Raw genomic sequence first — 20,591 nt, 5'->3', positions numbered from 1 at the left:
GCATGTCCGATTCCCGTTACCAGGTCGATGTCAGTGTCGTTACCCGCTATCTGGCAGACCAATCGCAACCCGAGCACGACCGCTTCGCCTTCGCCTACACCATCACCGTGCAGAACAATGGCGAGCAGCCCGCGCGCCTGATGTCGCGACATTGGGTGATCACCGATGGTGACGGCCATGTCGAAGAGGTGCGCGGCGCCGGTGTCGTCGGCCAGCAACCGCTGATCGATGCGGGCCAGAGCCATACCTACAGCAGCGGCACGGTGATGACCACCAAGGTCGGCACCATGCAGGGCACCTACGAAATGGTCGCCGACGACGGCAAGCATTTCGACGCCATCATCAAACCTTTCCGTCTGGCGGTGCCCGGAGCCTTGCACTGATGGCGACGTATGCTGTCGGCGACCTGCAGGGCTGCCTCGAACCGCTGAAATGCCTGCTCAGGCAGGTGGCGTTCGACCCCAAGCTTGATCGTCTGTGGCTGGTCGGCGATCTGGTCAACCGTGGCCCGCAATCGCTGGAAACCCTGCGTTTTCTCTATGGCATGCGTGAGTCGCTGGTCTGCGTGCTCGGCAACCATGACCTGCATCTGCTGGCGGCGGCGAAAAACATCGAGCGCCTGAAGAAGTCGGACACCTTGCGCGAGATTCTCGAGGCACCGGACAGCGCCGAGTTGCTTGAGTGGTTACGCCAGCAAAAGCTGATGCATTACGACGAGACTCGCGATGTCGCCATGGTGCATGCCGGCATTCCGCCGCAATGGTCGCTGAACCGCGCGCTGAAGTGCGCCGCCGAAGTCGAAAGCGCCCTGCGTGACGATAATCTGTTCCCCGCTTACCTCGACGGCATGTACGGCAACGATCCAGCGAAATGGGACAACGACCTCAAAGGTGTGACCCGCTTGCGCGTCATCACCAACTATTTCACGCGCATGCGCTTCTGCACCACCGAGGGCAAGCTCGACCTCAAGAGCAAGGAAGGCCTCGACACCGCGCCAGCGGGTTACAAACCGTGGTTCCAGCACAAGGAGCGCAAGACCAAGGGCCTGAGGATCATCTTCGGCCACTGGGCGGCCCTTGAAGGCAATATCCATGAGCCTGGCATCTCGGCGCTGGACACCGGTTGTGTCTGGGGCGGCAGCCTGACCCTGATGAACGTCGACAGCGGCGAACGCCTGTCGTGCAAATGCGACGAACACGGCGGTCTAGCTCAGACCGTCGCACCACTTATCCCCGAATCTTCGCCAGTCAGCGCACCGCGTTAGACTGCGCTTTCAGCCGAGCAACAGGAACCCGTCATGAGCGAATTCAAACGAATCCCCCCGGAACAGGCCCAGGCCCTGCGTGAACAAGGCGCGGTCGTCGTCGACGTCCGTGATCCGGCAACTTTTGCAGCGCTACACATCAGTGGCTCGAAGCATCTGGACAATCACTCGCTGCACGCCTTCATTCAAGGCGCTGACCTCGACGCCCCGACCGTGGTCGTCTGCTATCACGGTAATTCCAGCCAGGGCGCTGCGGCCTACTTGATCAGCCAAGGCTTTTCCGACGTCTACAGCATGGACGGCGGCTTTGAGCTGTGGCGTACGACGTATCCTGCGGAAACCGCGCAAGGCACCGCCGAATAATTTTTTTGCAACGCGCAGGCCCCGGCTGCCGTGGGCCTGCGCTGGCAGACGAACGGTCTTGCCACAACTAATTACGTATCTCGCCTTTACCTCCCGAATTCCCAACTATCCTTAAGCCCAGGCCATCCAAATCAGGGGAGAGCCGGTACACCGGCGCACGGGTCATCGGGAGTGACTTTCACGATTGTCGATCGTGGAAGTGTTCTGGGGGGTAAACAAACAGCCGCCAAAACGGTTGTTTGCCAGCATCGACTGAGTGATCCGGCGTCGGCTCCACGTATCGAGCGAGGTGACGTCATGAGTATCTTTAGCCACTTCCAACAACGCTTCGAGTCCACACGCCAGGAAGAACTCTCGCTGCAAGAGTACCTGGAGCTGTGCAAGAAAGACCGTAGCGCCTACGTTTCCGCCGCCGAGCGTCTATTGCTGGCCATCGGCGAGCCGGAACTGCTCGACACCTCGACCAATTCGAGGCTGTCACGCATCTTCTCCAACAAGGTGATCCGTCGCTATCCGGCCTTTGAAGACTTCCACGGGATGGAAGAATGCATCGACCAGATCGTCTCGTATTTCCGCCACGCCGCCCAAGGCCTGGAAGAGAAGAAACAGATCCTCTATCTGCTCGGCCCTGTCGGCGGCGGTAAATCGTCGCTGGCCGAGAAGCTGAAACAGCTGATCGAGAAAGTGCCCTTCTACGCGATCAAGGGCTCACCTGTATTCGAGTCGCCGCTGGGTCTGTTCAACGCCACCGAAGATGGCGCGATCCTCGAAGAAGACTTCGGTATCCCGCGGCGCTACCTGAACACCATCATGTCGCCATGGGCGACCAAACGCCTGGCCGAATTCGGCGGCGACATCAGCCAGTTCCGCGTGGTCAAGCTGTACCCGTCGATCCTCAACCAGATCGCGGTGGCCAAGACCGAACCGGGCGACGAGAACAACCAGGACATCTCGGCGCTGGTGGGCAAGGTCGATATCCGCAAACTCGAGGAATACCCACAGAACGACGCCGACGCTTATAGCTACTCCGGTGCGCTGTGCCGGGCCAACCAGGGCCTGATGGAATTTGTCGAAATGTTCAAGGCACCGATCAAGGTGCTGCACCCGTTGCTGACCGCGACACAGGAAGGCAACTACAACAGTACCGAAGGCCTCGGCGCGATTCCGTTCACCGGGATTCTGCTCGCTCACTCCAACGAATCGGAATGGCACACCTTCCGCAACAACAAGAACAACGAAGCGTTCATCGACCGGATATACATCGTCAAAGTACCGTATTGCCTGCGCGTCAGCGACGAAGTGAAGATCTACGACAAACTGTTGTTCAACAGTTCTCTGGCCAAGGCCCATTGCGCGCCCGACACCCTGAAGATGCTCGCGCAGTTCACCGTGCTGTCACGCCTCAAGGAGCCGGAAAACTCCAACATCTATTCAAAAATGCGCGTCTACGACGGTGAGAACCTCAAGGACACCGATCCGAAGGCCAAGTCGATCCAGGAATACCGCGACTCGGCAGGTGTTGACGAAGGCATGAACGGTCTGTCGACCCGCTTCGCGTTCAAGATCCTCTCCAAGGTGTTCAACTTCGATCCGCATGAAATCGCCGCCAACCCGGTGCACCTGCTCTATGTGCTGGAACAGCAGATCGAACAGGAACAGTTCCAGGCCGAAACCCGCGAGCGCTACCTGCGCTACCTGAAGGAATACCTGGCACCGCGTTATATCGAATTCATCGGCAAGGAGATCCAGACCGCTTATCTCGAGTCTTACAGCGAATACGGCCAGAACATCTTCGACCGCTACGTCCTGTACGCAGACTTCTGGATTCAGGATCAGGAATATCGCGATCCGGAAACCGGCGAGATCCTCAACCGCGTCGCGTTGAATGAAGAACTGGAAAAAATCGAGAAACCGGCCGGTATCAGCAATCCGAAGGATTTCCGCAACGAGATCGTCAACTTCGTCCTGCGCGCCCGGGCCAACAACAACGGCAAGAACCCGACCTGGCTCAGCTACGAAAAACTGCGCGTGGTCATCGAGAAGAAAATGTTCTCCAACACCGAGGATCTGCTGCCGGTCATCAGCTTCAACGCCAAGGCCAGCAAGGAGGACCAACAGAAGCACAACGACTTCGTCACTCGAATGGTCGAGCGCGGCTACACCGACAAACAGGTACGGCTTCTTTCCGAATGGTACCTGCGGGTACGGAAGTCGCAGTGAAGCAGCTGCAAGCTTCTAGCTACGAGCTGCAAGAACAAAGCGCGTAACCCACTGATGCCCGGGAACCTGCTTTTTCTTGCAGCTTGAAGCTCACAACTTGAAGCTGCCCGGAGGGCTTCCTATGAGTTATGTGATCGACCGACGTCTGAATGGCAAGAACAAGAGCACGGTGAACCGCCAGCGTTTCCTGCGGCGTTACCGTGATCACATCAAAAAGGCTGTCGAAGAGGCCGTCAGCCGCCGTTCCATTACCGATATGGAACACGGCGAGCAAATCAGCATTCCCGGTCGCGACATCGACGAACCGGTGCTTCACCACGGCCGCGGCGGCAAGCAGACCGTGGTTCACCCCGGCAACAAGGAATTCACCGCCGGCGAGCATATTGCCCGACCACCGGGCGGTGGCGGCGGACGCGGTCCGGGCAAGGCCGGTAATTCCGGCGAGGGCATGGACGAGTTCGTCTTCCAGATCACCCAGGAAGAATTCCTCGAATTCATGTTCGAAGACCTCGAACTGCCGAACCTGGTCAAACGCAACCTGAGCGGTACCGACACCTTCAAAACCGTGCGCGCCGGGATCAGTAACGAAGGCAACCCGTCCCGGATCAATATCATCCGCACCCTGCGTTCCGCCCATGCGCGGCGCATCGCCCTGTCCGGCAGCAGCCGGGCGAAGCTACGCGAAGTCAAAGAAGAACTTGAGCGACTAAGACGCGAAGAGCCGGACAATTTCGGCGATATTCAGGAACTCGAGGCGGAAATCGAAAAGCTCAGCGCGCGCATCCATCGCGTGCCGTTCCTCGATACGTTCGACCTGAAATACAACTTGCTGATCAAACAACCGAACCCGAGCTCGAAAGCCGTGATGTTCTGCCTGATGGACGTTTCCGGGTCCATGACCCAGGCGACCAAGGACATTGCCAAACGCTTTTTCATCCTGTTGTACCTGTTCCTGAAACGGAACTACGACAAGATCGACGTGGTATTCATCCGCCACCACACCAGCGCCCGGGAAGTCGACGAAGAGGAGTTTTTCTATTCGCGGGAAACCGGCGGCACCATCGTCTCCAGCGCGCTGAAGCTGATGCAGGAGATCATGGCCGAGCGCTATCCGAGTAACGAGTGGAACATCTACGCGGCTCAGGCCTCCGACGGTGACAACTGGAACGACGACTCGCCGATCTGCCGTGACATCCTGATCAACCAGATCATGCCGTTTGTGCAGTACTACACTTACGTGGAGATCACCCCGCGTGAACATCAGGCCTTGTGGTACGAGTACGAACGCATCGCCGAAGCCTTTTCTGACACATTTGCCCAGCAGCAACTGGTCTCGGCCGGGGATATCTATCCGGTCTTCCGTGAACTCTTCCAGCGCAGGTTAGTGACATGACCGCCAAAGAGCAGAAGCGCCAACCCATTTCCACCGGCTCCGAATGGACATTCGAGCTGATCCAGACCTACGACCGCGAAATCGCCCGTATCGCGGCCGGCTATGCGCTGGACACCTATCCCAACCAGATCGAAGTGATCACCGCCGAGCAGATGATGGACGCCTATGCGTCGGTGGGCATGCCGCTGGGTTATCACCACTGGTCCTACGGCAAACACTTCCTCAGCACCGAAAAATCCTACAGTCGCGGACAAATGGGCCTGGCCTACGAGATCGTGATCAACTCCGACCCGTGCATCGCCTATCTGATGGAAGAAAACACCATCTGCATGCAGGCGCTGGTGGTGGCTCACGCCTGCTATGGCCACAACAGCTTCTTCAAGGGTAATTACCTGTTCCGCACTTGGACGGATGCCAGTTCGATCATCGACTACCTGGTGTTCGCCAAGCAGTACATCATGCAGTGCGAGGAGCGCCATGGCATCGATGCCGTGGAGGACTTGCTCGACTCCTGCCATGCACTGATGAACTACGGCGTCGACCGTTACAAACGCCCGTATCCGATTTCCGCCGAGGAGGAACGGCGGCGGCAGAAGGATCGTGAAGAACACATGCAGAAGCAGATCAATGATCTGTGGCGCACCATTCCCAAAGGCGCGGACAAATACAGCGACAAGGACAACGCACGTTTCCCGGCAGAGCCGCAGGAAAACATCCTCTATTTCATCGAGAAGCACGCGCCGTTGCTGGAGCCTTGGCAGCGCGAGATCGTGCGCATCGTGCGCAAGATCGCCCAGTACTTTTACCCACAGCGTCAGACCCAGGTGATGAACGAGGGCTGGGCGACGTTCTGGCACTACACCCTGATGAACGACCTGTACGACGAAGGCCTGGTCACTGACGGCTTCATGATGGAGTTTCTGACGTCACACACCAGCGTGGTGTTCCAGCCTGGCTTCGACAGTCCGTACTACAGCGGCATCAACCCCTATGCACTGGGTTTTGCCATGTACCGCGACATTCGGCGCATGTGCGAAGAACCTACCGAGGAAGATCGTCACTGGTTCCCGGAGATCGCCGGAACGGACTGGCTATCGACCATCAAGTTCGCCATGAGCAGCTTCAAGGATGAGAGCTTCATCCTGCAGTACCTGTCACCCAAGGTAATCCGTGATCTGAAGCTGTTCAGCATTATGGATGACGATCAAAAGGATGACTTGTTGGTGCCGGCGATCCATGACGAACCCGGTTATCGAATCATCCGCGAAACCCTGGCGGCACAGTACAACCTCGGCAACCGCGAACCGAACGTACAGATCTACAGCATCGATCGGCGCGGCGATCGCTCGCTGACCTTGCGTCACCAGCAACACGATCGCAAACCGCTGGGAGATTCCACTGACGAGGTGCTTAAACATCTGCATCGCTTATGGGGCTTCGATATCCACCTGGAAACCCTGCAAGGCGACCAGATCATGAAAACCCATCACGTTCCGCCACGCAGTGAACACAGCGAAGGGGATTACGGCCGGCTCGACCTCGCCGTCATTCATCTTTGAAACGGTTCTGGCCTCCGCAAGTCCGGCGCAAGGGTTATCCTGTCGGGCTAACGGAGGTTTTTTATGCAGATTTTCAAGGTTGGCGGCGCGGTTCGAGATCGCTTGCTGGGCAAACCGGTCACGGACATCGATTGGGTCGTGGTCGGCGCCACCACGCAAGAAATGCTCGCCAAGGGCTATCGTCCGGTCGGTGCGGATTTCCCGGTTTTTCTTCACCCGAAAAGCGGTGAGGAATACGCCCTCGCCCGCACTGAACGCAAAAGCGGTCGCGGTTATGGCGGCTTCACCTTTCACGCCAGCCCCGAAGTAACTCTTGAAGAAGATCTGATTCGTCGGGACCTGACCATCAATGCCATGGCCGAGGACGATCAGCAGAATCTCACCGATCCATACGATGGCCAGCGCGATCTTGAAGCTCGAATCCTGCGCCACGTTTCCCCGGCGTTTGCCGAAGATCCCCTCCGCGTTCTGCGTGTTGCCCGCTTCGCCGCGCGCTATGCCGGGCTGGGTTTTACTGTCGCACCGGAAACCCTCGAACTGATGCGCCAACTCAGCGAATCCGGCGAACTGGAAGCATTGACCGCTGAGCGCAGCTGGAAAGAAATCTCCCGCGCACTGATGGAAGATCAGCCACAGGTGTTCATTCAGGTTCTGCGCGACTGCGGTGCGCTAAAAGTGCTGATGCCGGAAGTGGATGCGCTGTTTGGCGTGCCGCAACCGGAAGCGCATCATCCGGAAATCGATACCGGCCTGCACACACTCAGCGTGCTGGAGCAGTCGGCGCTGCACAAACAACCGCTGACCGTGCGCTGGGCTTGTCTGCTGCATGACCTCGGCAAAGGCCTGACCCCGGAAGAAGAGTGGCCTCGGCATATTGCCCATGAGCACACCGGATTGAAGCTGATCAAAGCGGTCAACGAACGCTTCAAGGCGCCGAAGGATTGCCAGGAATTGGCCTTGCTGGTTGGCAAGTACCACACCCATGGCCACCGGGCCCTGGAGTTGAAGGCATCTACGCTACTGGAGTTGTTGCAGAGCTTTGACGTGTATCGCCGGCCGCAAAGGTTTGAAGAGTTCATCGCTGCCTGCGAAATGGACGCCCGAGGCCGTAAAGGGCTGGAGCAGAGAAGTTATCCACAGGCGGATTATTTGCGTGGCGCGGCCAAGGCAGCGCGAGAGGTCGCGGTGCAGCCGTTGCTGGAGAAGGGATTCAAGGGCCCTGAGTTGGGCGAAGCGCTGAAGCGTGAGCGGCTCAAGGCATTGAAAGTGTACAAAGACAACGCTTGAAGCAAGATCAAAAGATCGCAGCCTTCGGCAGCTCCTACAGAGAGATTTGGATTTCCATGTAGGAGCTGCCGCAGGCTGCGATCTTTTGCTTTTAAAGGTCCTCAGGCGTGAGCTGCTTGCCGCGCCACTCAAACCGGACCGGCGCCAGCACCTGATCAATCTGCGCCTCTGCCCACAACGTCGCGAAGCTTTTTCCCACCCCCGGATGCACCCGATCCGGCGCAATCAGCGACAACGGCCACAACACAAAAGCATTTTTCAGAATTTCCGCACGCGGCAAAACCAGACCGTCGAAATTCCCCACCTGATCACCATACAACAGCACGTCGATATCCAGGGGCAGGCCCTTGCGATCCGGCGCGTAACGTCCGTTATCCGCCTCGATAAATTTCAAGCGGCGATCCAGCTCCATCAACGGCAGATCGGTATACGCCGACACCACGAAGTTGAAGAACGGCCCGCTCTTGATCCCCACCGCCGCGCTCTCGAACACCGCCGAACAGCGGATATCCACCAGAAACGTCGCCAATGCATCGAGACCTGCACACAAATGGGTTTCGCGCTCGATATTGCTACCGAGCCCGAGATAGACCTGAGTCAGCGACATCCGCGCTCGATCTCCACACCCACGCCACCCTTGGCGGCTGGAACGGCGCCGGGCTTGGTCAGCTTCAGGCGTACCCACGTGATCTTGAATTCGCTCATCAGCACTTCGACCAAACGCTCGGCGAAGGTCTCGACCAGTTGAAACTGAGCCTGTTCGGCAAAAGCCTGAATCCGCGTGGAAACACTGGCGTAATCGAGCGCCAGGGTCAGGTCGTCACCGGCGGCGGCCGGGCGATTGTCCCAAGCGAAGCTCAGATCAAGACGCAAGCACTGTCGAATGCCGCGCTCCCAGTCGTAGGCACCGATCACAGTGTCGACTTCCAGGCCCTCGATAAACACTCTGTCCAAGCACTTCTCTCCACTGCACGACAAGGGCGCAATGCGCCGTTAGAATCAGGGCGTCCTCGCCCGGAATAGTTAGCATGTTTTGGTTACTGGCGACTCTCGCCTACCTGCTCGGCTCGCTGTCCTTCGCCATTTTGCTCAGCCGCCTGACCGGAAATCCGGATCCGCGAATGAGTGGCTCGGGCAATGCCGGCGCCACCAACATGCTGCGCCTGGCCGGTCGCAAACTGGCGATCCTGACCCTGCTGGGTGATCTGTGCAAAGGCCTGGTGCCGGTGCTGATCGCCTCGGCTGTCGGTCTTTCGCTGCAGGATCAGGCGTGGATTGGCGTGTGCGCCGTGATCGGTCACCTGTTCCCGCTGTACTTTCGCTTTCGTGGCGGCAAAGGCGTCGCCACCGCTGCCGGCATGCTGCTGGGCCTGTATCCCCCCGCCGCGCTGCTGGCTGTTTGCGCCTGGCTGCTGACGTTCTACCTGACCCGCACCAGCTCACTGGCGGCGCTGATCGCCACGCCGCTGACCCTGCCGTTGCTCGCCTGGCAGGAACCGGAGGCGCTGTTGCCGATGAGCGCGCTGACATTGCTGATCGTCTGGCGCCACCGCGGCAATCTACGCGACCTGTTTGCCGGGCGCGAACGGCATTTTTAAATACAGCTCATGAGCGCCGCTCATCACAACGCCGACAACTGCTCCATCGGCCAGCGCGCCTGCACGCTGATCGCCAGGCTTTCCTGCTGACCGGCCTGCAAACGCTGGCAACCAGCAAACGCGATCATCGCGCCGTTGTCGGTGCAGAACTCCGGACGCGCATAAAATACATCGCCCTTCATGTCGCCGAGCATTTTCTCCAGCGACACCCGCAATGCCTTGTTGGCGCTGACGCCACCAGCGATCACCAGACGCTTCATGCCGGCCTGTTTCAGGGCACGCTTGCACTTGATGGTCAAAGTCTCCACCACGGCCTGCTGGAACGCCAGCGCGATGTCGCAACGGGCTTGCTCATTGTCGTCCCCGGCGCTGACGCACTGCTGCCAGGCATTGAGCGCAGAGGTTTTCAGACCGCTGAAGCTGAATTGCAGGCCCGGGCGATCGCACATCGGACGCGGAAAGGTGAAACGTCCTGCAACGCCCTTCTCCGCCAACTTGGCGATTTCCGGTCCGCCCGGATAATTGAGGCCCATCATCTTCGCGGTTTTATCGAACGCTTCGCCGGCGGCATCGTCGAGGGTCTCGCCGAGCAGACTGTATTGGCCGATGCCATCGACCTGAACCAGCTGTGTATGACCACCGGAGACCAACAAAGCGACGAACGGGAATTCCGGCGGTTTTGGCTCGAGCATCGGCGCGAGCAAATGCCCTTCCATGTGGTGCACACCGAGTGCCGGAATACCCCAGGCAAACGCCAGCGCCTGAGCGCAGGAAGCACCGACCAACAACGCGCCAACCAGGCCAGGACCCGCGGTGTAGGCGATTGCATCGATCTCGGTCGGCACGCAGTCGGCCTCAGCCAACACCTGACGAATCAAGGGCAGCATGCGTTTGACGTGGTCACGCGAGGCGAGCTCCGGCACCACACCGCCATAGGCGCGGTGCAGGTCGATCTGACTGAACAGTGCGTCGGCCAGCAGGCCGCGCTCACTGTCATATAATGCGACGCCGGTTTCGTCGCAGGAGGTTTCTAATCCCAGTACTAGCATGGGTTTGCGCCTTGTTTAGGCTGAATTCGAAGGCGCGCATTCTAGTCGCCGCGTGATGCCCCGACCAGCGGTTTTCGATCAGAGGCTTTGCATTCCGAGCGATGAGGGGTTAACATCCGCAACCCTTAAAAACCGACGTCTTCAAGTGCTCTTTTGCCGCGAGGATGTTGACCCCGGTAATGAATGAAGGTAGCTCTGGATGCCAGCCGTCAAAGTTAAAGAGAACGAACCCTTCGACGTAGCTCTGCGTCGTTTCAAGCGCTCCTGCGAAAAAGCCGGTGTACTGGCTGAAGTTCGTAGCCGCGAATTTTACGAGAAGCCAACTTCTGAGCGTAAGCGCAAAGCAGCAGCCGCTGTTAAGCGTCACGCCAAGAAAGTTCAGCGCGAACAGCGCCGCGCCGTTCGTCTGTACTAATACACAGACGTTCGTAGCAAGCTTCTTGCCTAAGCCCGGCTCTCAGCCGGGCTAATGGCATTTGCGTAAAACGCTTGATGCTTCACCGTCGAAGCCGCACACGCGACCGAGACAAATCTGCTTCACGCGTCAGACCTGGCTCTTTTGCCAGCGGTGCACGTCTTTTCTGACGAGCCTTTCAAGGCTACTGACGAGCACACCCACTGATTCCTCTTACGACGATCAGCCCAAGGCACCTGCATGCGTGCCCGCTTTATTGAGCTATCCGAGGCCCTTTACCGGCCGCCAGCGGATTCAGCGCAACACTTTCAAATAGTCGAAGACTGATGGCTACTAACGTCAGTGGATTTTCGGCAGATACACTTCCCGACAGCGATTACGCAGACGACACCGGTCGAGCCGCACATTTTGCGTGCTTCCTATAATGACCCGCGTCCGCCAGCCTTTCGCATCGGACTTATTGCAGCGCAGACGACGAGAATGCCATGGCCGGGCTGATACCCCAGAGCTTCATTGACGACCTGCTGAACCGCACCGACATCGTCGACGTGGTCAGCTCGCGCGTGCAATTGAAGAAGGCCGGCAAGAACTACACCGCCTGCTGCCCGTTTCACAAAGAGAAAACCCCGTCCTTCAGCGTCAGCCCCGACAAGCAGTTCTATTACTGCTTCGGCTGCGGCGCCGGCGGCAATGCCCTCGGCTTTCTCATGGACCACGACAACCTGGATTTCCCCCAGGCTGTCGAGGATCTGGCGAAAGCCGCCGGCATGGAAATCCCCCGCGAAGAAAGTGGCCGCGAGCGCAAGCCACGGCAACCGACCGATTCGCCGCTATACCCGTTGCTCACCGCTGCTGCGGATTTTTACAAGCAGGCGCTCAAGAGCCATCCCGCCCGCAAGGCAGCCGTGGATTACCTCAAAGGCCGCGGACTGACTGGCGAGATCGCCCGGGATTTCGGCCTCGGCTTTGCGCCACCGGGCTGGGACAACCTGTTCAAGCACTTGAGCAGCGACACTTTGCAGCAAAAAGCCATGATCGACGCCGGCCTGCTGATCGAGAACGCCGAAACCGGCAAACGCTATGACCGCTTCCGCGATCGCGTGATGTTCCCGATCCGCGACACCCGTGGGCGGATCATCGCTTTCGGCGGTCGCGTACTCGGCGACGACAAGCCGAAGTACCTGAACTCACCGGAAACCCCGGTATTCCATAAAGGCCAGGAGCTCTACGGCCTTTATGAAGCGCGCAAGAACAACCGCAACCTCGACGAAATCATTGTCGTCGAAGGTTATATGGACGTCATCGCCCTCGCCCAACAAGGCCTGAAAAATGCCGTCGCGACGCTGGGCACCGCGACCAGCGAAGAACACTTGAAACGCCTGTTCCGCGTCGTGCCGAACGTTTTGTTCTGTTTCGACGGCGACCAGGCCGGCCGTAACGCCGCCTGGCGCGCACTGGAAGCAACGCTGTCGAGCCTGCAGGACGGGCGTCGTGCACGCTTCCTGTTTCTGCCCGAAGGCGAAGACCCGGACACCTTGGTACGCGCCGAAGGCACTGACGCGTTCAAGGCGCGAATCAATCAACACGCTCAGCCGCTGGCGGACTATTTCTTCCAGCAACTGACCGAAGAAGCCGACCCCCGCTCGCTCGAGGGCAAGGCCCACATGGCCACCCTCGCGGCGCCGTTGATCGACAAAGTGCCGGGCGCCAACCTGCGCATCCTGATGCGTCAGCGCCTGACCGAAATTACCGGCCTGAGCAGCGAAACCGTCAGTCAGCTGGCACAAAATGCGCCGCAGGAAGCGCCGCCCGCCTACGATCCGGGCATCGATTACGACGCAATGCCGGACTACAGCGACTACCATCAGCCGCAGGCACAGGACATGTATGTGCCGCAGCAGGAATGGACGCCGAAGAAACCCGGCGCTGGCGGCAAGAAATGGGACAAGAAGCCCTGGGACAAGAACGGCAAGCGTGGCGGTGATCGCGACCAGCAACGCCCACGTACGCCGATTGGCGTCGAGTCGCCGACCTTGACCGCCCTGCGCACACTGCTTCATCACCCGCAATTGGCCGAGCGCGTCGAAGATGCCGGGCACATTGCCGACGAAAATCAGACCAACGCCCAACTACTTGTGGCGCTGCTCGAAGCCGTACAGAAGAATCCCAAGCTAAACTCATTTCAGTTGATCGCGCGATGGCACGGCACTGAACAGGGACGCTTGCTCAAGGCACTGGCAGAAAAGGAGTGGTTGATTGACGGAGATAACCTTGAACAACAGTTTTTCGACACCATTACTAGCTTGTCAGCCCGCCAACGCGAGCGAAATCTTGAACAGTTACTCAGGAAAGCCCGTCAAAGCGAACTGAGTATTGAAGAGAAAAATCAACTGCGCGACCTTCTTAGTCGCAATGTTTCCGCATCAAACCCGACCTCAACTGGCGCGTGAGGTCATAGCTCAGGTATAATCCTCGGCTTGTTTTTTGCCCGCCAAGACCTTCAGTGGATAGGGTGTTATGTCCGGAAAAGCGCAACAGCAGTCTCGTATTATTGAGTTGATCAAACTGGGTCGTGAGCAGAAGTATCTGACTTACGCCGAGGTCAACGACCACCTGCCCGAGGATATTTCAGATCCTGAGCAGGTGGAAGACATCATCCGCATGATTAACGACATGGGGATCCCCGTACACGAGAGTGCTCCGGATGCGGACGCCCTTATGTTGGCCGACGCCGATACCGACGAGGCCGCTGCGGAAGAAGCAGCCGCTGCGTTGGCAGCGGTGGAGACCGATATCGGTCGCACCACTGACCCAGTGCGCATGTACATGCGTGAAATGGGTACGGTCGAGCTTCTGACTCGTGAAGGCGAAATCGAAATCGCCAAGCGGATCGAAGAGGGCATTCGTGAAGTGATGAGCGCAATCGCGCACTTCCCTGGCACGGTTGACCACATTCTCTCCGAGTACACCCGCGTCACCACCGAAGGTGGTCGCCTGTCCGACGTCCTGAGCGGTTATATCGACCCGGACGACGGCATCGCGCCGCCTGCCGAAGTGCCGCCGCCTGTCGAAGCGAAAGCAGCGAAAGCCGACGACGAAACCGACGACGATGAAGCCGAATCTTCCGATGACGAAGAAGAAGCCGAAAGCGGTCCGGATCCGGTCATCGCTGCCCAGCGCTTCGGCGCCGTGGCTGATCAGATGGAAGTCACCCGCAAGGCGCTGAAAAAACACGGTCGCAACAACAAGGCAGCGATTGCCGAATTGTTGGCTCTGGCCGAGTTGTTCATGCCGATCAAACTGGTACCGAAGCAATTCGAAGGTTTGGTCGAGCGTGTTCGCGGCGCCCTGGATCGTCTGCGTCAGCAAGAGCGCGCGATCATGCAACTGTGTGTACGTGATGCACGTATGCCACGCGCCGATTTCCTGCGTCAGTTCCCGGGCAATGAAGTTGACGAAAGCTGGTCCGACGCTCTGGCCAAAGGCAAGAGCAAGTACGCCGAAGCCATCGGTCGCGTGCAGCCGGATATCCTTCGTTGCCAGCAGAAGCTGATTGCGCTGGAAACCGAGACCGGTCTGACCATCGCTGAAATCAAGGACATCAACCGTCGCATGTCGATCGGTGAGGCCAAGGCCCGCCGCGCGAAGAAAGAGATGGTTGAAGCCAACTTGCGTCTGGTGATCTCGATCGCCAAGAAGTACACCAACCGTGGCCTGCAGTTCCTCGATCTGATCCAGGAAGGCAACATCGGTCTGATGAAAGCGGTAGACAAGTTCGAATACCGTCGTGGTTACAAGTTCTCGACTTATGCCACCTGGTGGATCCGTCAGGCGATCACTCGCTCGATCGCCGACCAGGCCCGCACCATCCGTATTCCGGTGCACATGATCGAGACGATCAACAAGCTCAACCGTATTTCCCGGCAGATGTTGCAGGAAATGGGTCGCGAACCGACTCCGGAAGAGCTGGGCGAACGCATGGAAATGCCTGAGGATAAAATCCGCAAGGTATTGAAGATCGCTAAAGAGCCGATCTCCATGGAAACGCCGATCGGTGATGACGAAGACTCCCATCTGGGTGACTTCATCGAAGACTCGACCATGCAGTCGCCAATCGATGTCGCCACTGTTGAGAGCCTCAAAGAAGCGACTCGCGAAGTGCTGTCCGGCCTCACTGCCCGTGAAGCCAAAGTACTGCGCATGCGTTTCGGTATCGACATGAACACCGACCACACACTCGAAGAAGTGGGCAAACAGTTTGACGTAACGCGTGAGCGGATCCGTCAGATCGAAGCCAAGGCGCTGCGCAAGCTGCGCCACCCGACGCGAAGCGAGCATCTGCGCTCCTTCCTCGACGAGTGATACCAGAACCCCCGGCCCAGGCCGGGGGTTTTGTTTATATGGCAGATTAAATCCCGCGCATCCCCCCTCCCCCGCATACCCCGTCTACACTCGAAACAATCATCCCCGAGCCATAACGAGAGCGTTATGCCCAGACTGGCGTCCGTGCTTTTTTTGCTGTCACTGATGATCTGGACCGCAACGGCTGACGCGCTGACTCTGACCGATGAAGAACGTAGCTGGCTGGCGGCTCACCCGGATTTGCATCTGGGTGTCGATGCGTCGTGGCCGCCGTTCGAGTACCGCGACGACCAGAACCGTTATCAAGGCTTGGCGGCCGACTATATCGACGTTATTCGTCAACGCCTCGCTATCAAATTGACACCCATCGAACCGGTGAGCTGGACAGTAGTGCTGGAGCAGGTCAAACAAGGCAAGATCGACCTGCTGCCGGGAATCATGTCGACCCCGGAACGCCAGACCTATCTCTCATTCACCCGGCCTTACCTCGACTTCCCGATTGTGATCCTCGCCCACGTCGGAGGTGCGCAACCGCGCAAACTCGACGACCTGTACGGCCTGAAAATCGCCGTAGTGGAAAACTACGCACCGCATGAGCTCTTGCGCACTCACCACCCGGATCTGAATCTGGTGGCCATGCCGAATGTCAGCTCAGCCTTGCAGGCCCTGGCCACCGACGAGGTCGACGCGGTGGTCGGCGACCTCGCTTCCAGCGTCTGGAGCCTGCGCCAGCTCAAGCTCGACGGTTTGTACGTCAGCGGCGAAACACCCTATCGCTACCAATTGGCGATGGCCGTGCCCCGCGACAACAAGGTGCTGGTGGGGATTCTCGACAAAGTCCTCGCCGACATGAGCCCGGACGAAATCAGCAGTATTCAGGAACACTGGGTCGGCAACGTCCTCGATCACCGGACATTCTGGTCAGACCTGCTGATCTACGGCCTGCCGGGGCTGTTATTGCTGATCACCATCCTGGCCGTGGTGATCCGCATCAACCGCCGCCTGAGTTCGGAAATCGCCCGTCGAATCGACCTCGAACAGGAGCTGCGCAGCAGCGAATATCACTACCGCGGCCTGGTGGAAAGTCTTTCGGCCATCGCCTGGGAAGCGCGCATGAGCGACTTCACCTACAGCTATGTGTCGCCCCACGCCGAAGACTTGCTCGGCTACCCACAATCCCATTGGCTGATTCCAGGCTTCTGGCACAACATCATTCATCCGGCCGACCTGACCCGCACCCAGAGTTATTGCAAAGAAGCCCTGCGTGAAGGCCGCGACCACATCGTCGATTATCGCGTCATCACCGCCGATGGCCGCTGCCTTTGGGTGCGCGACATCGTCAGCCTGATCGAACATGGCCACGAACCGGTGATGCGCGGCCTGATGATCGATATCAGCGAAATCAAGCGTACCGAAGAAGCGCTGCGGCTGTCCGAGCAGAAGTTTGCTTCGGTGTTCCAGCAATGTCCGGACATCCTGGTCATCGCGCGCCTGTCTGACGGTTGTCTGCTGGAGGTCAACGAAGCGTTTGAAGAGCAGATCGGCCTGAAAGCCGAAGAAGTCATTGGTCAAACCGCCACTGACCTGAATATCTGGGGCATCCCCGGTGTCGGGCCAGGGCTGTTGCAGCGCTTGCAGGCTGGCAGCATCCGCAATCTGGAACTGCCCTTTCGCCGCAACAACGGCCAGTTGTTCACCGGCCTGATTTCCGCCGAGCCATTCGACCTCGACACCACGCCCGCATTGGTGGTCGTGGTGCGCGACATCACCCAGCTCAAGGAAACCCAACAACAGCTGCAAACCTCCGAAGAGAAGTTCGCCAAGGCCTTCCACGCCTCACCGGACGGTTTGTTGCTGTCGCGCCAGAGCGATGGTTTGCTGCTGGAGGTCAACGAAGGTTTCAGCCGCATCACCGGCTTCAACAGTGCGATGTCGGTAGATCGTTCGGCGCTGGACCTGGGGATCTGGGTCAACCTCAACGAACGCAAACAGATGCTCGATCTGTTGCACCGGGATGGTTTCGTCCGCGACTTCACCTGCCATATCCGCCGCAGCGACGGGCAGATTCGCCTCTGCGAAGTCTCCAGCCGTCCGCTGCCGATCGGCGAAGAAGACTGCATGCTGACCATCGCCCGTGACATCACCGAGCGTCATCTGATGCAGGAAAAACTGCAGCAAGCCGCGACCGTATTCGAGAGCACCGCCGAAGGTGTGTTGATCACCGATACTCAGCAGCACATCAGCGCGGTCAACCGTGCCTTTACCGAGATCACCGGCTACAGCGAGAGCGAAGCCCTCGGTCATACACCGCGCTTGCTCGCTTCCGGCCTGCACGACAGCGCTTTTTATGCGGCGATGTGGCACCAGTTGACCGACGAAGGACACTGGCAAGGCGAGATCTCCAATCGGCGCAAGAACGGCGAGCTGTACCCGAGTTGGCTGACCATCAGCGCCGTGCGTAATCGTGACAAATTCATCACCCACTTCGTCGCAGTGTTTGCCGACATTTCCAGCCTCAAACATGCGCAGGCCAAACTCGACTATCAGGCGCACCATGACCCGCTGACCGGCCTGCCCAATCGCACGCTGTTCGAAAGCCGTTTGCTCACTGCACTCAACAATCAGCAGGAAAACGGCGGCCAGGGCGCCGTGCTGTTCCTCGACCTCGATCGCTTCAAACACATCAACGACAGCCTTGGTCACCCGGTCGGCGACCTGCTGCTCAAGGGCATTGCCGTGCGTTTGAAAGAACAGTTGCGCGACATCGACACGGTGGCGCGGCTGGGCGGCGATGAATTCATCATCCTGCTGCCCGGCCTGCAACAGGCCAGCGACGCCGACAACATCGCCAGCAAACTGCTCAATTGCTTCGGTGCGCCGTTCCAGGCTGGCGAGCATGAGTTCTTCATCAGTGCCAGCATCGGCACCAGCCTCTACCCGCACGATGGCTGTGACGTCGCCACATTGGTAAAAAACGCCGACGCGGCGATGTACCGCTCCAAGGCCAAGGGCCGCAACCGCGTCGAGAGTTACACCCGCGACCTCACTGCCCAAGCGAGCGAGCGCGTGGCGCTTGAACACGAACTGCGCCGAGCCATCGAGCGCGATGAATTGTTTCTCTACTACCAACCAAAAATCAGTCTGGAGGATCACCGCCTGGTTGGTGCCGAAGCATTGATTCGCTGGCGCCACCCGACCTTTGGCGACGTACCGCCAGAGCACTTCATTCCGCTGGCCGAAGAAAACGGCATGATCCTGCAGATCGGCGACTGGGTGCTGGAGACCGCGTGCCGGCAGATGTTCGAGTGGAATCAGGTCTACGACAGCCTCGGCCCGCTCTCAGTCAACCTCGCCGGCGCGCAGTTGCGCCAGCCCAATCTGCTCGGACGCATCGAACAACTGCTCAACGACAACGGCCTGCAGCCGGATTTACTGCAACTGGAAATTACCGAGAATTTCATCATGAGTCAGGCCGAAGAGGCGCTGGCCGTGCTGCACCAACTCAAACATCTCGGCGTACAACTGGCGATCGACGACTTCGGCACCGGCTATTCCTCACTCAGTTACCTCAAGCGCCTGCCACTGGATATCCTCAAGATCGACCAGTCGTTCGTCCGCGGACTGCCCGACGACCCCCACGATGCAGCGATTGTCCGAGCCATCATCGCCCTTGGTCGCAGCATGCAATTCACCGTGATTGCCGAGGGCGTAGAGACCCAGGCACAACAACAATTTCTCGCTGCCGAAGGCTGCGAACAGATCCAGGGCTACATCGTCAGCCTGCCACTGCCCCCGGAAGAATTCGCGGCAACGTTTCTGCGTGTAACCGTATCGGATTATTCGGATAGCACAGCCGAGAAACCGTCGCTATAATCCGCGGCCTACTGAGGGCCTATAGCTCAGTTGGTTAGAGCAGAGGACTCATAATCCTTTGGTCCACGGTTCAAGTCCGTGTGGGCCCACCAAATTGAAAGCCGCGCTAAATGCGCGGCTTTTTCTTGGGCGATGGATTAGGTATCGATGTCTTGGCGAGCGCAATGTTCGGAAGACTTCCCCGAAGGCTGTAGGCAAGTTCCGAAGCGCGTTTCGAGGAATACAGCCGCAAGGTCTGTAGGAATGTTCCTAACCTATGTTTTCTCCCACTCTCCTGCCTTGTTGACCTTTTCTCCAGACGAGTAATCTCCGGACGCCACCGCTCGTTCAGGATTGTTTTCATGCTGGTGAATACTGCGCCATTGATAAAAGAAGCGGCCGACCAACAAACCTGGATCGATCTTGCGTTACCCGATCTGAGAACGCTATCCAGAGAACTTCGGTCAGCCGCAATAGAAGAAGTAAAAAGGGCTGAAGACACAGAGGGCGCCCTCAAAATCCTCTTCGATCACTTCGGCTTCATCGTCGAGTCCGTTTTGGCCGTTACTATTCTCACACCCATTGGAAACGTTGCAGTCATGCGCGACAAACTGGCCCACATCGTTGAGAAACGCCCAGACTCCCGAGAACGCTATGTTCGACATGCCATCGATACGCTCGCGGGACCTTTCGAAGTCTGGAAAGTCCTTTACGATAATGGTGGTTACCGAATGGCATTCATCAATGCCTATGAGGCAAAAAACGACATGCTTGTCGTGGTCGATGTGCGAAACGGGCATGTCCTCTGGAACTTCATGCACGCTCCGGCCAGAGCAATGAACAGACACCGCCAAGGCGAGCTTTTGTACAAGCGGTACATTCTTGAAGACAAAGAAAAGGGCAGCCATTTGGCTGCCCTTGATGTTTGAATCCTGATATTTGCATCCTCAGGAAATGGGATGAAGAGGTCTCACCTTACACCGATGTTGCAGCATCGCCGAGGTACCTACGTCCGCTAATGCCCTGCAAGGCAGCAGATTTCGCGCTCTTGCTGGCATTCTTGATAAATAGGCCAGGCAAGTCAAATCAAATATCCGATGGTTTGTTTCAGCGCAACGATAGCGTCGACGCTTGGGTGAACCGCCCCAACATCACCCGCAACGTGTCGCTCGTAGTGCCTGTAACATGCACAACTCATCGCCCCCCCCACACACCATGGAACCGCCCCC

The 20,591-nt window shown here is 58.3% G+C and carries 16 protein-coding genes and 1 tRNA gene; 14 read left to right on the top strand and 3 right to left on the bottom strand.

Translation table 11 applies throughout. The features are described from left to right. Positions 1 to 2: 2 nt before the first annotated feature. The 7 genes from apaG (at position 3) to CQ009_RS28450 (ending at position 8,086) form a co-directional block, all read left to right on the top strand. A complete protein-coding gene (gene apaG, locus CQ009_RS28480; protein ID WP_007910127.1) occupies positions 3 to 383 on the top strand; it encodes a Co2+/Mg2+ efflux protein ApaG in 381 nt (126 codons plus the stop codon). Beyond that, positions 383 to 1,264, top strand: coding sequence for a symmetrical bis(5'-nucleosyl)-tetraphosphatase (locus CQ009_RS28475; RefSeq protein WP_105709369.1), 882 nt, complete (start codon positions 383 to 385; stop codon positions 1,262 to 1,264). The genes apaG and CQ009_RS28475 overlap by 1 nt, the downstream gene beginning before the upstream one ends. A 33-nt stretch (positions 1,265 to 1,297) precedes the next feature. Beyond that, positions 1,298 to 1,627 carry a thiosulfate sulfurtransferase GlpE gene (gene glpE, locus CQ009_RS28470; protein ID WP_016983139.1) on the top strand — a complete coding sequence of 110 codons (330 nt, stop codon included), beginning with the start codon at positions 1,298 to 1,300 and terminating at the stop codon, positions 1,625 to 1,627. 297 nt (positions 1,628 to 1,924) lie between these two features. After that, positions 1,925 to 3,847: a PrkA family serine protein kinase gene (locus CQ009_RS28465; protein WP_007910115.1), complete on the top strand. Its 1,923-nt coding sequence runs from the start codon at positions 1,925 to 1,927 to the stop codon at positions 3,845 to 3,847. A 121-nt stretch (positions 3,848 to 3,968) separates the two neighbouring features. Then, positions 3,969 to 5,240, top strand: coding sequence for a YeaH/YhbH family protein (locus CQ009_RS28460; protein WP_007910114.1), 1,272 nt, complete (start codon positions 3,969 to 3,971; stop codon positions 5,238 to 5,240). Continuing rightward, positions 5,237 to 6,799, top strand: coding sequence for a SpoVR family protein (locus tag CQ009_RS28455; RefSeq protein ID WP_064390786.1), 1,563 nt, complete (start codon positions 5,237 to 5,239; stop codon positions 6,797 to 6,799). Before CQ009_RS28460 ends, CQ009_RS28455 begins: the two co-directional genes overlap by 4 nt. Before the next feature lie 63 nt (positions 6,800 to 6,862). Beyond that, positions 6,863 to 8,086, top strand: coding sequence for a multifunctional CCA addition/repair protein (locus CQ009_RS28450; protein ID WP_105709368.1), 1,224 nt, complete (start codon positions 6,863 to 6,865; stop codon positions 8,084 to 8,086). Positions 8,087 to 8,177: 91 nt separating this feature from the next. On the opposite strand, the gene folK is transcribed toward CQ009_RS28450, so the two are convergent. After that, positions 8,178 to 8,693 (bottom strand): 2-amino-4-hydroxy-6-hydroxymethyldihydropteridine diphosphokinase, encoded by a 516-nt coding sequence (folK, locus tag CQ009_RS28445; protein ID WP_105709367.1) that lies wholly within the window; start codon positions 8,691 to 8,693, stop codon positions 8,178 to 8,180. Then, positions 8,684 to 9,040 (bottom strand): dihydroneopterin aldolase, encoded by a 357-nt coding sequence (gene folB / locus CQ009_RS28440; RefSeq protein ID WP_064390789.1) that lies wholly within the window; start codon positions 9,038 to 9,040, stop codon positions 8,684 to 8,686. Before folB ends, folK begins: the two co-directional genes overlap by 10 nt. Positions 9,041 to 9,114: 74 nt before the next feature. On the opposite strand from folB, the gene plsY reads away from it, so the two are divergent. Continuing rightward, positions 9,115 to 9,684 (top strand): glycerol-3-phosphate 1-O-acyltransferase PlsY, encoded by a 570-nt coding sequence (gene plsY, locus CQ009_RS28435; RefSeq protein ID WP_064390790.1) that lies wholly within the window; start codon positions 9,115 to 9,117, stop codon positions 9,682 to 9,684. 23 nt (positions 9,685 to 9,707) lie between these two features. Here the strand turns inward: plsY and tsaD are convergent, their stop codons facing one another. Next, on the bottom strand, positions 9,708 to 10,733 hold the full coding sequence (tsaD, locus tag CQ009_RS28430; RefSeq protein ID WP_034155077.1) for a tRNA (adenosine(37)-N6)-threonylcarbamoyltransferase complex transferase subunit TsaD: 1,026 nt from the start codon (positions 10,731 to 10,733) through the stop codon (positions 9,708 to 9,710). 199 nt (positions 10,734 to 10,932) lie between these two features. Between tsaD and rpsU the strand changes: the two genes are divergently transcribed. From rpsU to CQ009_RS28400, 6 genes are all read left to right on the top strand, one after another. Next, the gene (gene rpsU / locus CQ009_RS28425) at positions 10,933 to 11,148 is read left to right on the top strand and encodes a 30S ribosomal protein S21 (RefSeq protein ID WP_002551877.1); all 216 of its coding nucleotides are present in this window, start codon (positions 10,933 to 10,935) and stop codon (positions 11,146 to 11,148) included. Between the two features lie 485 nt (positions 11,149 to 11,633). Beyond that, positions 11,634 to 13,598, top strand: a complete 1,965-nt coding sequence (gene dnaG / locus CQ009_RS28420) for a DNA primase (RefSeq protein ID WP_064390792.1) — start codon at positions 11,634 to 11,636, stop codon at positions 13,596 to 13,598. 67 nt (positions 13,599 to 13,665) lie between these two features. Further along, positions 13,666 to 15,510, top strand: a complete 1,845-nt coding sequence (rpoD, locus tag CQ009_RS28415; RefSeq protein WP_064390793.1) for an RNA polymerase sigma factor RpoD — start codon at positions 13,666 to 13,668, stop codon at positions 15,508 to 15,510. Positions 15,511 to 15,636: 126 nt separating this feature from the next. Next, a complete protein-coding gene (locus CQ009_RS28410) occupies positions 15,637 to 19,383 on the top strand; it encodes a bifunctional diguanylate cyclase/phosphodiesterase (RefSeq protein WP_064390794.1) in 3,747 nt (1,248 codons plus the stop codon). Positions 19,384 to 19,398: 15 nt separating this feature from the next. Then, a tRNA-Ile gene (locus CQ009_RS28405) sits at positions 19,399 to 19,475 on the top strand. 249 nt (positions 19,476 to 19,724) lie between these two features. Continuing rightward, entirely contained in the window at positions 19,725 to 20,291 is a 567-nt protein-coding gene (locus CQ009_RS28400; RefSeq protein ID WP_105709366.1) for a PBECR2 nuclease fold domain-containing protein, read from the top strand. Positions 20,292 to 20,591: the final 300 nt, after the last annotated feature.

Source organism: Pseudomonas sp. MYb2 (assembly GCF_002979955.1).
In the GTDB taxonomy this organism is placed as follows: Bacteria; Pseudomonadota; Gammaproteobacteria; order Pseudomonadales; family Pseudomonadaceae; genus Aquipseudomonas.
Note: the sequence above shows the minus strand (reverse complement) of the source record. Positions and strands in the feature narration are given on the sequence as shown.

Coding starts and splice junctions, on each gene's coding strand:
- folK (WP_105709367.1), bottom strand. CDS start 8,693: ATGTCGCTGACTCAGGTCTATCTCGGGCTCGGTAGCAATATCGAGCGC.
- glpE (WP_016983139.1), top strand. CDS start 1,298: ATGAGCGAATTCAAACGAATCCCCCCGGAACAGGCCCAGGCCCTGCGT.
- rpsU (WP_002551877.1), top strand. CDS start 10,933: ATGCCAGCCGTCAAAGTTAAAGAGAACGAACCCTTCGACGTAGCTCTG.
- CQ009_RS28475 (WP_105709369.1), top strand. CDS start 383: ATGGCGACGTATGCTGTCGGCGACCTGCAGGGCTGCCTCGAACCGCTG.
- plsY (WP_064390790.1), top strand. CDS start 9,115: ATGTTTTGGTTACTGGCGACTCTCGCCTACCTGCTCGGCTCGCTGTCC.
- dnaG (WP_064390792.1), top strand. CDS start 11,634: ATGGCCGGGCTGATACCCCAGAGCTTCATTGACGACCTGCTGAACCGC.
- CQ009_RS28400 (WP_105709366.1), top strand. CDS start 19,725: ATGCTGGTGAATACTGCGCCATTGATAAAAGAAGCGGCCGACCAACAA.
- rpoD (WP_064390793.1), top strand. CDS start 13,666: ATGTCCGGAAAAGCGCAACAGCAGTCTCGTATTATTGAGTTGATCAAA.
- CQ009_RS28450 (WP_105709368.1), top strand. CDS start 6,863: ATGCAGATTTTCAAGGTTGGCGGCGCGGTTCGAGATCGCTTGCTGGGC.
- CQ009_RS28410 (WP_064390794.1), top strand. CDS start 15,637: ATGCCCAGACTGGCGTCCGTGCTTTTTTTGCTGTCACTGATGATCTGG.
- tsaD (WP_034155077.1), bottom strand. CDS start 10,733: ATGCTAGTACTGGGATTAGAAACCTCCTGCGACGAAACCGGCGTCGCA.
- CQ009_RS28460 (WP_007910114.1), top strand. CDS start 3,969: ATGAGTTATGTGATCGACCGACGTCTGAATGGCAAGAACAAGAGCACG.
- CQ009_RS28455 (WP_064390786.1), top strand. CDS start 5,237: ATGACCGCCAAAGAGCAGAAGCGCCAACCCATTTCCACCGGCTCCGAA.
- apaG (WP_007910127.1), top strand. CDS start 3: ATGTCCGATTCCCGTTACCAGGTCGATGTCAGTGTCGTTACCCGCTAT.
- CQ009_RS28465 (WP_007910115.1), top strand. CDS start 1,925: ATGAGTATCTTTAGCCACTTCCAACAACGCTTCGAGTCCACACGCCAG.